At 42.8% G+C, this 14,482-nt stretch carries 9 protein-coding genes; 2 read left to right on the top strand and 7 right to left on the bottom strand.

The window, feature by feature from the left end; translation table 11 throughout:
* Nucleotides 1-15: 15 nt before the first annotated feature.
* Both CBM24_RS03370 and CBM24_RS03365 read right to left on the bottom strand, forming a co-directional pair.
* Nucleotides 16-2,118, bottom strand: coding sequence for a polysaccharide lyase 8 family protein (locus CBM24_RS03370; RefSeq protein WP_088160205.1), 2,103 nt, complete (start codon nucleotides 2,116-2,118; stop codon nucleotides 16-18).
* 20 nt (nucleotides 2,119-2,138) lie between these two features.
* A complete protein-coding gene (locus CBM24_RS03365) occupies nucleotides 2,139-3,509 on the bottom strand; it encodes a sulfatase-like hydrolase/transferase (protein WP_232475678.1) in 1,371 nt (456 codons plus the stop codon).
* 149 nt (nucleotides 3,510-3,658) lie between these two features.
* On the opposite strand from CBM24_RS03365, the gene CBM24_RS27665 reads away from it, so the two are divergent.
* Together CBM24_RS27665 and CBM24_RS03355 are read left to right on the top strand one after the other, a co-directional pair.
* Entirely contained in the window at nucleotides 3,659-4,306 is a 648-nt protein-coding gene (locus CBM24_RS27665; RefSeq protein ID WP_232475677.1) for a hypothetical protein, read from the top strand.
* 16 nt (nucleotides 4,307-4,322) lie between these two features.
* Nucleotides 4,323-5,405, top strand: coding sequence for a Gfo/Idh/MocA family protein (locus tag CBM24_RS03355; RefSeq protein WP_088160204.1), 1,083 nt, complete (start codon nucleotides 4,323-4,325; stop codon nucleotides 5,403-5,405).
* Between the two features lie 109 nt (nucleotides 5,406-5,514).
* Here CBM24_RS03355 and CBM24_RS03350 read toward each other — a convergent pair whose 3' ends face one another.
* The 5 genes from CBM24_RS03350 to CBM24_RS03330 form a co-directional block, all read right to left on the bottom strand.
* A complete protein-coding gene (locus tag CBM24_RS03350; RefSeq protein ID WP_232475676.1) occupies nucleotides 5,515-6,759 on the bottom strand; it encodes a YdcF family protein in 1,245 nt (414 codons plus the stop codon).
* 17 nt (nucleotides 6,760-6,776) lie between these two features.
* Nucleotides 6,777-8,297 carry a RagB/SusD family nutrient uptake outer membrane protein gene (locus CBM24_RS03345; protein ID WP_088160203.1) on the bottom strand — a complete coding sequence of 507 codons (1,521 nt, stop codon included), beginning with the start codon at nucleotides 8,295-8,297 and terminating at the stop codon, nucleotides 6,777-6,779.
* 135 nt (nucleotides 8,298-8,432) lie between these two features.
* Nucleotides 8,433-11,684 carry a SusC/RagA family TonB-linked outer membrane protein gene (locus CBM24_RS03340; protein WP_088160202.1) on the bottom strand — a complete coding sequence of 1,084 codons (3,252 nt, stop codon included), beginning with the start codon at nucleotides 11,682-11,684 and terminating at the stop codon, nucleotides 8,433-8,435.
* A gap of 207 nt (nucleotides 11,685-11,891) precedes the next feature.
* Nucleotides 11,892-12,857, bottom strand: coding sequence for a DUF1735 domain-containing protein (locus tag CBM24_RS03335; protein WP_088160201.1), 966 nt, complete (start codon nucleotides 12,855-12,857; stop codon nucleotides 11,892-11,894).
* 30 nt (nucleotides 12,858-12,887) lie between these two features.
* The gene (locus CBM24_RS03330; RefSeq protein ID WP_088160200.1) at nucleotides 12,888-14,462 is read right to left on the bottom strand and encodes a SusD/RagB family nutrient-binding outer membrane lipoprotein; all 1,575 of its coding nucleotides are present in this window, start codon (nucleotides 14,460-14,462) and stop codon (nucleotides 12,888-12,890) included.
* Nucleotides 14,463-14,482: the final 20 nt, after the last annotated feature.

The raw sequence follows: 14,482 nt of genomic DNA, 5'->3' as shown, positions 1-14,482 counted from the left end.
CCAATTGAATCTGGATTATTTCTTCCCGATCGCGATTTGGTTACTTACAGTACTCCCTGCGTATTCGCCCTGTGGAAGCGAAACCTCCAGCGATTGATTTACACGAAGCTGTTTATTGACGAGCTGAACCTTCACTGTTTTGGCTCTTTGGAGTGGATCTGCAACATCAAGCTGCATGCTAGTTGTTTCGCGCATACTCAATTGTATGATAGCAGGTTGATCGAGCTTTATAGACCAATTGCCAACTTGGTACGTTCCTGCTTGATAACAAACAATTTGTAGAATCCGGCTCCCTTTATGCTCCACCGCTTGTATATCCGATGTATTCTGCCAAATTTTTAGCTGCTGCATTGCTTTTGTATCAACAGTTTTGGCACCAGGCACAACAATATAAGCATAGCTCGCATTGTTTGGAGCAACAGCATGATCAAACCAAAGCTTGAAGACCTTTCCATGTACAACATCTTTGGAACGGGAACGGTTGATCCGGTACCAGGAACCAACCTGATCTTTGGTTGTCAATCCAACATTCATAGCTGCTGGAAAATAATACAGAACATTGTTATGGGTTATAAAATCGCCTACTTTGACAGATCTCTGTACTGAATCGAGTGCAGACATTTCCTTTCCATTCCAGACAACGGGTCCATTCAGCCAGGTTTGGTTTAAGGTTGTTACCACAGCTTCTGGCGCAGCACAGTGAATCCCAGCCCCCAAACAAACGATTTCCCGATCGAAAAAGAACCAGGCTTTTTGAGCCTTGACCCCGTCGTACTGGACCGACATAGCTGAAGCTCCTGTCTTATCGTTGCTTACGCCGCCTGCAAAGTTATTTGCAGCAAGTGCTCCCCATTGTTCTTTCAATTCCAGGTCGCCCGGATAATCTCGTGTTGTCGTTCCAGGAATTTTATCCCATTCCCATACGGGCATAATATTATAATATTCGGGTCCAAATACCTGAATATTGGTCACACCATCTGACATATTGCGCCCAAGAACGTTTTCTCCATTTCCAGACTCCGATTTATTGGTACGGCTACTGGCCAATCGAACATTAAAGTGGAATTGCTTACGCAGATGAGTCGTGTAGTCTCCTTTCCAGTAATGGCGGTGGACCTCGATATGCTCAGCGTCATAAGGCTGGACGCTATCTAGTTTTGCTAGCGCTTTGTTCCAAATGGTATTTTTGGCGGGATCAATCAACTTCATTTGTTGTAATATGGCGGTCTCCTGTGTTTTTTCCAAGATATTGGGGCGTGAGATCCCGCGACCATGTACATTAAAATCGATATAGCGCGAACGAATAATTGGCAGGTAGGTTTCAGTAAGAAATTGTTCAAAAAGGCCGAGCCTCTTCATGTCTACAGCATAAGGTGTCTCCCGCACATAGGCCATAACTTTTGAGATCCCCTTCAGAAATTCCTCCCCATAGCCTGCAATGTATAATTGAGGGCCATGTTGTAAGTAAGAGAAATCATATTGCAGTCCTTCCTTGCCATTCACGAGCTGTATCGGAAAAAGCAGCTGCTCCATCGCAGCAGCTAAAAGATTTTCATCTTCCAAGATCAATGCACGATAAAAATAGTGCATGGCAATATCACTTTTATTCGCCCCTGTTTTTGTGTAAGGATCGCCACGCTTCATCAGCTCAACAAGTGGAGTCTCTAGTGTAGTAGGAATTTTTTCCTTTCCAAATTTCATCAGGATAAGACAGACACCGATGGCTTTTGGCGAAGCGATCTCGTTATGCCACCAATTTGAAGACTCAAAACGATTATTTGCCCAATATTGTGCGGCAAGCAGGATTTTATCGTAAAGTGATTTTTGCTGATAAGATGCACTTTGTGGAGACACATAGGCAACAATAAGTGTCCTTAACCGATCCAAGTGTTCTCCCGGAGGCCAAAGCGATATTGACTTACTGCTGTAATCGATATCTGCCCAAGTACCGTCAGCACGCAGTTGATTACATAGGCTTAACGTTTTATCTGCATTTGGCAATGGGCCACTTAACTCATCATCGTATACATGCTTTTTAATACGCACAAACGTATCGCTGTTCTGCGCCTTTGCCATAACCAAGGCAAAGGACAATAAAAATAGGATTAGTCCTTTCATCTGTTTTTAGTATTCATTACTTAAGGATATTGTCGTTCTGCGGCTCGTCCGACGACTTCCATCCGGTGTTTCATCAGTTGATTTTGATCATTGTCCAATACAGAGCTTAGCCATTTTGGATTCTCCAGTCCCTTTTCCCATTCCTTCAGTTTATTCAGCATCTCCTTTACACGCTCAGGATACTTCGTGGCTAGATTATGCTGTTCCCGAAGGTCATCCCTAAGATTGAACAATAATATCGGATCATCTTTAACCACAATCAGTTTCCATTCTTTGTGTCGCACAGCACGTGCAATCCCTCGACGCCAGAATAAATAGTCGTGTCCATTTTTCACATCCTTATAGGAAGATAGCAAACTGATGCCATCGATTTGCTGCCCCTGGATGTTCTTCCCTTTTATTGCCTCGATGCTGGTGGGTAAGATATCCATTCCCGATACCATGGCATCTGATGTTATCCCTTTCGGTAGCTTGGCTGGCCATTGCATGATAAGGGGAACCCGGATTCCACCTTCCCATTTCGATCCCTTTAAACCACGCAATTGTCCATTGTCTGCGCCATTATTTGTTGCCGCTCCATTATCATTCATAAAAATGATTAAGGTGTTTTCATAAAGTCCTTCTTGCTTTAAATGTTCAACCAGACGTCCAATATTTTCATCCATATTATCCAGCATAGCCAAGTAAGCACGACGCAATGGATCAGCTACATTTTTATACTTATCAATAGTCTTCAGGGGCGCTTCGACAGGTGTATGCACTGCATTGAAAGCTAAATACATAAAAAAGGGCTGGCTTCGATACTGTTGAATATACGCAATTGCTTTATTGGTCAATGTTTCAGTCAAATAATGAATAGAGTCTTCGGGGACTATACGTCGATCGTCATAAAGCAGCTGCGTTGGCTTCACAGCACTATGGATTGGGAAGTAAGGCCGGTCACCACCGATAAAACCATAGAAATGGTCAAACCCACGTTTCAATGGATTAAATTGTGGACCATCCCCCTGATGCCATTTGCCAATCGCTACAGTTTTATAGCCGTTATACTTCATGAAGTCAGCAATGGTGGCTACCTGCGTATCCATTCCGATATCTTCCGGTGCGACGCCCGCAGTGGGACGTTTCGAAATATTATGTTCAAAACCAAAGCGCTGCTGGTAGCGGCCAGAAAGTAAGCCCGCCCGAGAAGGAGCGCATACTGAAGCTGAGGCATAGGCCGACTGAAAACGCACGCCATTTTTCGCAAGTGCATCAATATTTGGAGTGTAGACCTCCCTACCGCCATAACAACCAAAATCATCATAACCTCCATCGTCGCTCAGGATGACAATAACGTTAGGATGTTGCTGTCCGAATACAGAAATCCCAAACCTAAAGAGTATATTCACAAGAGTTAATATACTATAGCAAGTAAATCGGTAGATCATAACATTAGAATTATCCTTAAATGTATCGTTAAATGTATAGGATTTTTTGTTAAAAAACCGCAAACGATTTCGTTAGGCAATTTTTAGACGATTAAAAACAAAGGTCAGAGATGAAAACAGATGAAAAAAAATTGGTCGGTACACTTGCTCATTTTTTGGTCAGTGATTCGGATAGTACTGCGCTGAGCTCATTTTTGTGTTCATTGACCTATCATCCCAGTACCATCAGAACCGAACTCGTTCAATTGTTGAACAAATGGCAAAACAAAGCAGCTGGAACAATATTTCCCGGGGAGGACCTCTGGACGGATTTTAAGCAACTTGTGGGAAGCAATCCCGATCTTGGCGTGGCTGTGGTTGATGGCTGTAGCATCAACGATATTGCAAGTTTTTACGAAGAAATCAATGCCGTCTACATGTCCAGCGAAAGCTGGAAGATAGGAAGCCTAGACGGCTTTGACGACCTGCTTTACGGTGGATTTGGGACCTTCAAAGACACTGCTTCACATTGCATTGTTTGGAAGGATATTGCACACAGCAGGACGTCATTGGGCGTTGAAACAACTTTGGCCTATTATCAAGGTAAACTTGGAGCAGAATCACCATTCAATCAAACGCATTTTCAAAAGAAACTAGATGAGCTAAAAGCTGGTCGTGGAGAAACCTATTTTGACATTGTTGCCGATATCATCCGATCGCACCGAAAAGTTACCTGGATTTACAACGGGTATCCTCAGCACAAATCGGTATATTTATAATAACTAAACTTAACATATGAAGCATCTTATCCGCCTAGTTTTCCTGCTCCTATTCTTCCAACAAGTTGCACAGGCCAGTGAACGGCTTAGGGTTGCTGTTGCAGGGCTTAACCATGACCACGTATTCTTGCTTTTAAATTTATATAAGGATAAAAAAGTCGATATTATCGGTATTGCCGAACCGAATCAAACCTTATCAAACAAAATACGAACGCAGTATAATTTACCTGACGCAATCTTCTACCATGACTTACCCAGTTTATTGAAACATGTCAAGCCAGACGCGGTGCTGGCCTACAATCCAACCGATGAGCATATCCGCGTCGCAGAGACCTGTCTCCCGCTTAAGATCCCTGTAATGGTAGAGAAGCCTCTTGCTACGACTCTTTCTGACGCAAAACGTATTGCATTTTTGTCCAAACAGTTCGAAACACCCTTTTTGGTAAATTACGAAACGACCTGGTATAAAAGCAATCAACAACTGAAGCAGCTGGTCGACAAGGGTGAAATTGGAAAAATCACACGTATACTTGTAAAAGACGGGCACGAAGGACCTAAAGAAATCGGCTGTAGCAATTACTTCCTCGACTGGCTTACTGATCCGAAAAAAAATGGTGGCGGTGCAGTGATGGATTTTGGTTGTTATGGTGCCAATCTAATGACCTGGCTCAAAAAGGGAGAAAGGCCAATTTCAGTGACAGCCTTTACACAACAGCTCAAGCCTGAGGTTTATCCAAAAGTCGATGACAACGCTACCATTATACTAAGCTACCGTGACGGCAGCACGGGTATTATTCAAGCTTCCTGGGCTTGGCCATACAGTGTTAAAGATCTGCAGGTGTTTGGCACAAAAGCTCAGCTCTACGCCAAAAATGACAAAGAACTTCTAAAATACAAACAGCAGAATGATCCACCTACACATGTATCAACTGCGATCCCGTATTTTGAGAACCATATTGCCTATCTCGAACAGGTTCTGAAAGATGCCGTGCCACCAGAAAATGATCTCGGATCGATCAATAATAATGTCACTGTGGTCGAAATCCTGGAAGCGGCAAAACGCTCGGCTAAAGAAGGAAAGTCCATTATTTTAAAATAAAAAAGGTCCGTAGCTTGCAATGCTACGGACCTTTTTCATGCCTTCCCATAAGCCATAGACAAAGCCGATCCGCTCAGTTAATGGATTAGCAATTGGCCTACTTAGTCGGCTAGGGGTCTAATGGTTCATCAGGATCGATCGTATAGGCCTCTTCTTTTGCCTTGAACTCGATGATCACATCTGAAATTCGTTTACCCAATGTATAAGGAATATACCCCAATTCACGTATACAACGATCGCCCATTTTTTCCACCGCATCAATGTGCACTTTACTACTGTTAACGATGGCGTATTTATCTTTCGGAAAACCATAATTCAACAGGATACGTGCTGTATTACGCAAATTTGTGGTCGTATGTCTCGCATGTGGATCAATCAATATTGCAGCTTCAGGTACTCCCATAATCTCGATCAGATACTTTTTCATTTCTATTGCCTCAATAAAGCGAGTCTTATAGGGATGTACTTTACCGCCAGACAACACAATAAAAGGGGCCAATTTTTCAAAGTAGCTTCGGGCTGCCATTCGCGCACGTAGCATTCCACCAGGACTAATAGGCTGTCCATACACCTCGGGGCCTGCACCTAAGGTCAGCAACAGACTATAGGGATAGCTTGCGAAGTCGGTATTTTTGACCGCTTCGTAAGCTTTCTTGTTTTCGAGTTCAATCAGCGGTTCTAGTTGTGCCGCGTCCCATCGCTCATTAATTTCCAACAAGCGTACCGCAGTCATCATGGTCAAAAAAAATGCTGTTTTATGTGTTGGAATATCTTTGCGGACGTCTTGGCGAACATCGTCCAAAAGATGAAGGTAGGCCGCACGTTTTACATCGAAAGAGATTGAATCTATCTTGGGGTAATTGGGACTTTTACCTCCCCCATAGACGTCCACCACATAATTCATTGCCTTTAAATCCTGTTTCAAGGCTTTCGTAAAATAGGCCTTTGCCGTTTCATGATGCAACACACCATAGGTCATTGATGGAATAAGATTAGCCTGAACAAGCTGGTCCAATTTCTTGTTACGACCAATTTGCTCCGCCAACTGCTCTGCCAACAGGTCAATTTCGTTTTCCTGCCATTTGAAGGCATTCAAATAGCACGTGAGATCGGTACAACTGACGCTGTTGTTAAAACGTTCGAACCGTTTTTCCAATACCTGTGCTATCGGCTTGGAGCCCACGAGCTCCTGTATAAGGACAGGATCTTTTAAGAGCAAATAGGATGCATAATAATTCTTCTTGATCAGCCAATCCTGTGGTCCAACAGGTGTAGTATTTACTTGACCTTTGGAAATATGCAGGCAGCATATTCCAAAGACAAGTAATAAGATCTTTCTGATATTTTTTATCATATCTATTCCATTGCAGATTAATAACCAGGGTTTTGATACATACGTGTCGGATCCAGCTTATATTCATCAAAAGGAATTGGATAATATCGATCTTTTGTCGAGATATTGGAGATTTTAGCATTTCCATAATCAGCCTGGCTCTTCGTTTTGAAATAAGTCACCAGTTCTTGTGCATTATAATTACGGATCAAATCAAACCAACGTTGGTTTTCAAATGCCAGTTCTACACGGCGTTCATGCAATATGGCCTCCTTTAAGGTTGGATATTTACTGCGATAGGTAGTATTTAGCATTGAAGTAGCATACGAAGGCAATCCAGCACGTTCACGTACCTGATCCAAAAGCACGATAGCTTCCGCATCTTTACCCAAGTGATATTTTGCTTCTGCCAACAACAGCATCACATCTGCGTAACGGATCAAGATCCAGTCATTTCCACCCCAACCATTGGTACCGGCAGCGTCACTGTTATCTCTAAATTTGGTTACAAACCAATCGTTAACTTGCGTATTGGCGGCAAACTTTACCGAGAAGCCTTTTCGGATATCGTCTTGCTCGTAATCTTTAATCAAATCTAGTTTCGCAACTTCGCCAGCACCTGTAGAGTTATAGCGTGAGTTGATGGTCTCCCCTCTCGCCTGGTAATTACGGGCAATACTCGAGCTATAGTTTTGGTCACCTTGTTTGTACTGAATCTGAAAAACAAGTTCTTTACAGCTATTTTTCTTGGTCACATCGAAAACATCCGCATAGGGGATTTCGTTCAGTTTACCAAAAGTTCGCATTTGGTAGGCCGCATTAAGGTACTGTTCTGCCTTCGCAAAATTTTCTGCACTCCCCGACGTCTGCGTTGCTCCCAACGTTAAGTATACTTGTCCCAAAATTGCATTAATAGCCGATTTAGATGCTCTGCCAATGACGTAATCTTTCTGCGTATTGGGAAGATTGCTGGACAATGCCTCTGTCAAATCCTTAATGATCTGTTCGTACACAACCGACTCTTTTTGCCGAAAAGCTAATTCATTTGCTTGCTCTTTACTGGTCACCTGTACCGTAGATAATGGAATATCTCCGAATTTACGCACCATATGGAAATATAATAATGCACGAACGAATTTCGCTTCCGCAATATAACGTCCTTTTAATTCTGCACTTGTAAAGGTTACATCGTCGACATGTGACAGAACCACATTACAGCGGCTGATTGCCGCATACATAGCCGACCAATGCGTCTTTAGATAGGTATTACTTGGCAGCAACGAAAAGTCATTGAATTGGAATGGCTCCCCGGCGTTGGATTGGTTATCATTACGTCCACTATTATCCGAACGTTCCTCATTATACAATGTACTGGATTCTCCGATCGTACTTCCCGAACGAAGGGACTGGTAAAGACCGTTAACCGCCAAGAGCACATCATTTTCCGACTTGAAGTAATCATCGATCGTAACGGCGTTGGGATTTTTCTGATTTAAAAAATCTTTGGTACATGAAGACAATGCCAACAAAACAAAGGGTAATATATATCTTTTTTTCATCCTGTTATTTTTTTATTTTTCATCAGCCCACGGAACTGCAAAGAGCAGTCTGTAGGACTATTTTTACAATACTGGAGCTATTAACACGGGACTTTCCTTGATATTCCTACGCACAACAGCTCCTCGATCCTGCTATTAGAACGTTACTTTCACACCAAGGTTATATGATCTCACCAATGGATAAAGCCCATAATCCACACCTGGAGTCAGGTTGCCGCGTTGATTATAATCCGGTTCCGGATTGTAGCCTTTGTATTTAGAAATCGTAAATGGATTGTCCACGGTCGCGTAGACCCTTACCCCAGAAAGTGTTAGTTTTTCCGCTAGACTTTTGGGAAGATTATAACCCAAGGCAATATTTGTCATACGCAAGAATGAACCGTCCTGCAGATAAAAATCGGAAAGACGTGTACTGTTACTTTGCGTACCGCCACGTGATGCACGGTAGACTTTACCATTTCCCGGATTTTGAGCCGAACGGTAGCGTTGTGCGACATCCGCATATTGGTTACCGGAACCTTCCATATTGTAGAGGTAATAATCATAGCCATCCAGCACTTTATTCCCTTGGGAGCCATTAAATGATGCCCGTAGATCAAATGCCTTATAGCGTGCGTTGACGGCAAAGCCATAGGTGAAATTAGGATGCGGATTGCCGATCACACGTTTATCGGCATCATTGACGATACCATTGCCATCTACATCTTCAAAATAAAGGTCTCCAGGTTGTAGCGGGGTTGTTGAAGCCGCTGAAGGTGCGACAGTTTTATAGTTTTCCTCTGTTGCAACACCCAGAACTTTAAAACCATAGAACATACCAATTGGACTTCCTTCTTGTGTAATATGCGTTAAGTAGGAGCGTTCAGCACCATTCGTCAGGATGGTAGAAGCCCCACCAAGATCGAGCACTTTATTTCTGTTGACATTGATATTCCCACTGAATCCTAATTCAAATTCATTTTTGCGAATCAGTGTTGCATCAATCTGTAGATCAAAACCTTTATTCTGCACCTTCGAATTTGGCAGATTGGTCAAGATCGTTGTTGATCCAGATACAGCGGAGAGTGGCTGGTTGAATAATAAATTGAAGGAACGGCTCAGGTAAAAGTTGGTCATAATGTTGAGGCGGCCTTTCAACAAACCGAGATCAAGACCAGCGTTATATTGCGAAGTTGTTTCCCAGCTCAATTTTGGATCGAGTAGATTGCCTGCTGTATAAGAGGTCTCTACTTTATCCCCAAGGATCACACCCGCTGGTGAGTTGATCACGGATATCGCATTGTAATCACCAATATTATTATTTCCACTACGTCCCCAGCTCGCTCTTAGTTTGACTGTCGATTGTTGCCCTAACCAATCCGTATAAAACTCTTCCTTGGAGAGGGTCCAGCCGGCTGAAACCGATGGGAAAGTTCCCCATTTACTGTTCGGTCCAAAGCGTGACGAACCGTCAGTACGAATGGATGCCGAAAGGAAATATTTCGAATCGAAGCTGTAATTTACGCGGCTGAAATAAGACTGGAGCGTTGTCGTACGTTTGAACGTATCGTCTTTTAGCAATTGGAAATTAGAAGGATCGGCTCCTTTATCTGTAATTTCTCCAATTGCATTATTATTAAAACCGTTGGCTCTCACACCTTGATAATCATAATCTGTTCGTTGAGCCGAATAGCCCAATAACGCAGATACCTGATGTTTACCACCAAAGGTCTTGTTATAGTTTAGCGTTGTTTCCAGCAATTTGTCCAATTCATTTTTTGTCTTGGCATCTGCATAGGCAGCAGAAATTGCCTGCGGTGAAAACGGTTTGTTGTTTCCATCGGATATACTTGTCGGACGGAAATAATCATACTTTTCGTCATAAGTAGACAGTCCACCGTTTACTTTTAGATTTAGGCCATCCATAATGGAAAAATCTGCAAAGGCGTTGTATACTCCTCTTTTTCCGCGACGGTTGTTTTTAATCTCAGTAACATAAGCCAGTGGATTTTCAGGGTTCTGGATACCGTAATTATTCGCCGAAAGATCGGCCATCAGGTATTTGGCATAGGTTCCATCTTCATTATAAACCGGCAGTGTCGGCAGATAGATTAAAGCCGCCATAGACGGACTTCTGTCGTAACGGCCTGTCGTCACCTCGTTATTGTCGTTATATGTAAACGAAACATTTGCGCCAACGGTCAACCTCTTGCTTACTTTGCTATCGATATTGGCACGAAAATTAAAGACTTTTTGATCCGTCCCCAGCATGATCCCTTGTTGATTCTGATAAGATCCACTTAAGAAATAGCGATTTTTTTCGTTACCGCCATACGTAGAGAGATTATGACGTTGGAAAGGAGCATTACGGTATAAGGCATCCTGCCAATCCGTATCATATTTCGCTTTTTTTGCTGTACCGGACGCAAAGTCATAGTAGTCTTCAGGAATACTTACTGAACCGGCATTTCCGACATTGGCGATACGCGTTGTATTATCATCAAAGCGTCTACTATCGCTCCAAGCGATCCCTTTCGTAGCCAGAAGGTCTTTATAGGAATTGTTACGGCCATCAATCAAGAGATCAATAAACTGTTCCGAATTTAAAACATCGATTTTCTTGGAAAGCTGACCAAAGCCCCCCAATACTTCGTAGTCCACATTACTTTTACCTTCCTTGCCACGCTTGGTTGTAATCAATACAACACCACCAGCGCCACGGGACCCATAGATCGCAGCAGAAGCGGCATCCTTTAAAACATCGATAGACTCAATATCATTGGGGTTGATATTGAGATTGTTCCCTGCTGGATAACCATCAATAACGTACAATGGATCCGAACCAGCATTGATCGATCCCATTCCGCGAACACGCATTTTGGTCCCATCGTATGGAGCACCACTTGTTTGCATCACCTGTACGCCGGCTACTTTACCAACCAATGCCTGGGATAATTTTGGTGCGCTCAAATTGAGTTCCTCGGCCTTAACACTGGCAATAGCTCCAGTGACATCCGACTTTCTGATCCGCTGATATCCGATAGAGATGGTCACCTCTTCCAGTGTGTTCTCATCAGTCTGTAGGGAAAATATCTGCCCATTGGATTGGGTAACAGCTTGCACAAGTCTGCTATACCCAATAAAGGAAACACTCAGGTTATCGCCCATTTCGGCTTCGATCTGAAAATTTCCTTTTTCGTCAGACTGAACAGATTTTTTACTTTTCAAATTTTGAACGGTTGCTCCGGCGACAGCATTTCCTTGAGCGTCGAGGACACGGCCTTTGACGATCCCCTGTACATGCGTAAATTGTGACGTGGTTAGTGTGAGCGATTTGGCTTGAACAGCGGGTGAGCTCGCTGCAATGGCACATAACAACCAAAAGACATTGTTGGCTTTAAATTTCATAAGTAGCGCATTTGATTTATGGGTACAAGATTACAAATGCTATATGAAGGCAGAGTCAATAAAACATTAACAGTTTTTAACTAAACCGAGTTAGCAAGCCACGAAAGCTTAACAAAAAGGTAATACTAAAAAGGCGACTGTGTACTCAGCCGCCCTGCAAAATAGCTATAAATATATTGAAAAAGTGCTGTGGTAACTTTGTATCGACTAACGCGTTTTTTTGAACGTATAAATCTCCGTAAATTTCCCCCGCCGTCCAGAAGGCTGGACAAGATAATACGTCACATGTATGGTCTTAGTTGCTGGATCATAATAGTTATTTGCCGTATTGTCGATCTCGCCATACCGTCCACTACTATTGGTACCCTGTCCATAATAGTTTGTCACCCCTGTGACCTTATTCGTTGCATTGTCAAACGTGAATATCGGGCTCCAATTGCCGAAATATGAATTTGATCCCCCTGCGTTAAAGTAATAGGAATGTGGAGAACTACCGTTATTGAAGGTTGTATAATTAATTTCACTGGTATTACCTGTGAGCGTAACAAGATTTGCGGTCTGTGGATAGATCCCCGTGAATGCAGCATTAACATAGTCCTGATAGGTTCCTGTGACCTCATAAATACCATCGTACTTATTTTTTATCGACACCGCATAAACCCCCTCGGCATAATTTCCGCTGATCTTTCCTCCTGTCGCAGACTGGATCTGAACGCCAAGCGCATAGGATTTGGTAAAATCGATGGCAGTAAAACGTGGAGGATAAATTTTAATATTCAAGATAGCTTCTTTTGCCCCTTTGGGGATGATAACATCATAAGTGTCCACAGCATATAAACGAGTAGGCAATGCTTCATATTTAGATTGCCAGGCCAGGTTGTATTTTTCAACAGAGCCGTCGTTTATTTTCAAGGTTAGCTTCAGCTCTTCTGTGGCACCCTGTGCGCCTGTCAACTGAACTTTTACAGGCAGCGTCACAACGTCCAGGGCTTCAAAAACAGTCGTCACAGCACGGGCAATTGCCGTACTGCTTGTCCGTGCAGGAAGTACAAGCTGCACGATACCTGAACTTCCACCATCTTCAAAGACACCTTTTTCTTTCACGCAGCCCCAGAGCGTCATACTCAAGGCAACAGCTGCCACGCCTAATAGTGATTTTTTATTTATTTTCATTGATTTTCAAGCTTTAGTTGATGATGTTGATCAATTGATATCCCAAAAGATTGGATCCGAAAATCCATTCGTCAATTTGGGAACGTTCGCATTTAAATTTATTTCAGTCTGTGGGTAAAGATTGCGTATTGGAAGTTTATCCGCGCGGGGCGACCCCGATTGGACAGATGCAAATGTTTCCGTGGCAACTTGCGAACCATTGACAATTTTTGGATATCCTGTACGGCGAAATTCGTTCCAGGCCTCATGACCATGGAAAAAATTCAAGGCAATATATTTCTGCGTGATGATAGCCTCCAACCGTTGTGCGGTTGTGGTAGCCAATGCATAATTGACAAGATAATTTGTACTATTTTCTGTTTTATAATTCGCAGCATCGTTAGCAGGTACCTGTCCTGTTGCTAACGCGTTGGTCGCATTCTTTTCCAGATAAGTAAATGAAGCTAAAATGCCTTTTTCGAAGTTGGTTGATGCCGAGCCACTAAGCTCGTGCCCATATAGAGCCGCTTCGGCCAATAAGAAGTATGTTTCCGAAGCAAGAAATATAGGTAAACCCGCGGTTCGTCCTTTCAATACACCTAGGGCATCTGCATTTCCTATTCCAACATACCAGACATAGTCATCAGAATTGGGGTTATTAACTTCATCGCCGAGCTGACCGATGGATGTATTGGGGAAATTTCGGAACGTAAGCTTGCCCCGTTTTTCATCGGTTATTTTACGACCGTCATAGAACGTAAACAGATATTTAGAAGGCACATAATAATTGGCTGCCGTCGAAATTGAACCTGCAGTTGAGCTATGAAAAGTTGCAAATAGGGGGTTCTGTGTTGCCGTGGCCTGATATCCGGGATCTACGAGTACATCATCGATCAGAAATCCATCCGCAGAGAATTTACTAAAAGCCGATTGGACAAAGCTTTCAATAGAAGTGCCTCTTGCCCGCACCAAAAGACGCAATTTAAGGTTGTTAGCAAACTTAATCCAGTTATCGAGATTACCAGCAAACACCGGATCGGTCTTTTTCGATAAACTCCGGTAATTTAGATCATCTTTATACTGCTTAATATCCGCGATAATTGCATCGAGCTCGGTAACCAAAGCTTGGTAAACGACGGCATCATCGTCAAACTTAGGAGCCAAGTTGTTATCTCCTTGGAGCGCTTCCGTGTAAGGAACATCTCCGTAGGCATCAACAAGCAACTGATAATTGAATACTTTAAAAATGCGCGCTATATCGCCAAAGAATTTATACTCGGGACTTTTTTGTGCATAATTGATAATAAACTGATAATCGCGAAGATTGTTGAACACATTGTTCCACAATCCAACATTGGTATTGGATGTAATGTTATAGGTATAAGTATCTCCATAACCGCCAATTCCACCACCTGGAAGCTGATATCCAACCAAAAATGCGCCATACGAATGATAGCTAACGATATTGGAAGCTGTGGTCGCGATCGCCTGCGTCAACACCAGGTCAGGTGTTATGGTCGCTTCGGTTGCCGCATTGGGATTTTCATTGATATCCAATTGCGAACAAGAAGATAGTGCAATGATGATCCCAAGGGACAATATATTTTTCAAATGTAATTTTTTCATTGAGAATAAGTGTATGATAG

The organism is Sphingobacterium sp. G1-14, assembly GCF_002196555.1.
In the GTDB taxonomy this organism is placed as follows: Bacteria; Bacteroidota; Bacteroidia; order Sphingobacteriales; family Sphingobacteriaceae; genus Sphingobacterium; species Sphingobacterium siyangense.
This window is presented reverse-complemented; position numbering and strand designations above follow the sequence as displayed.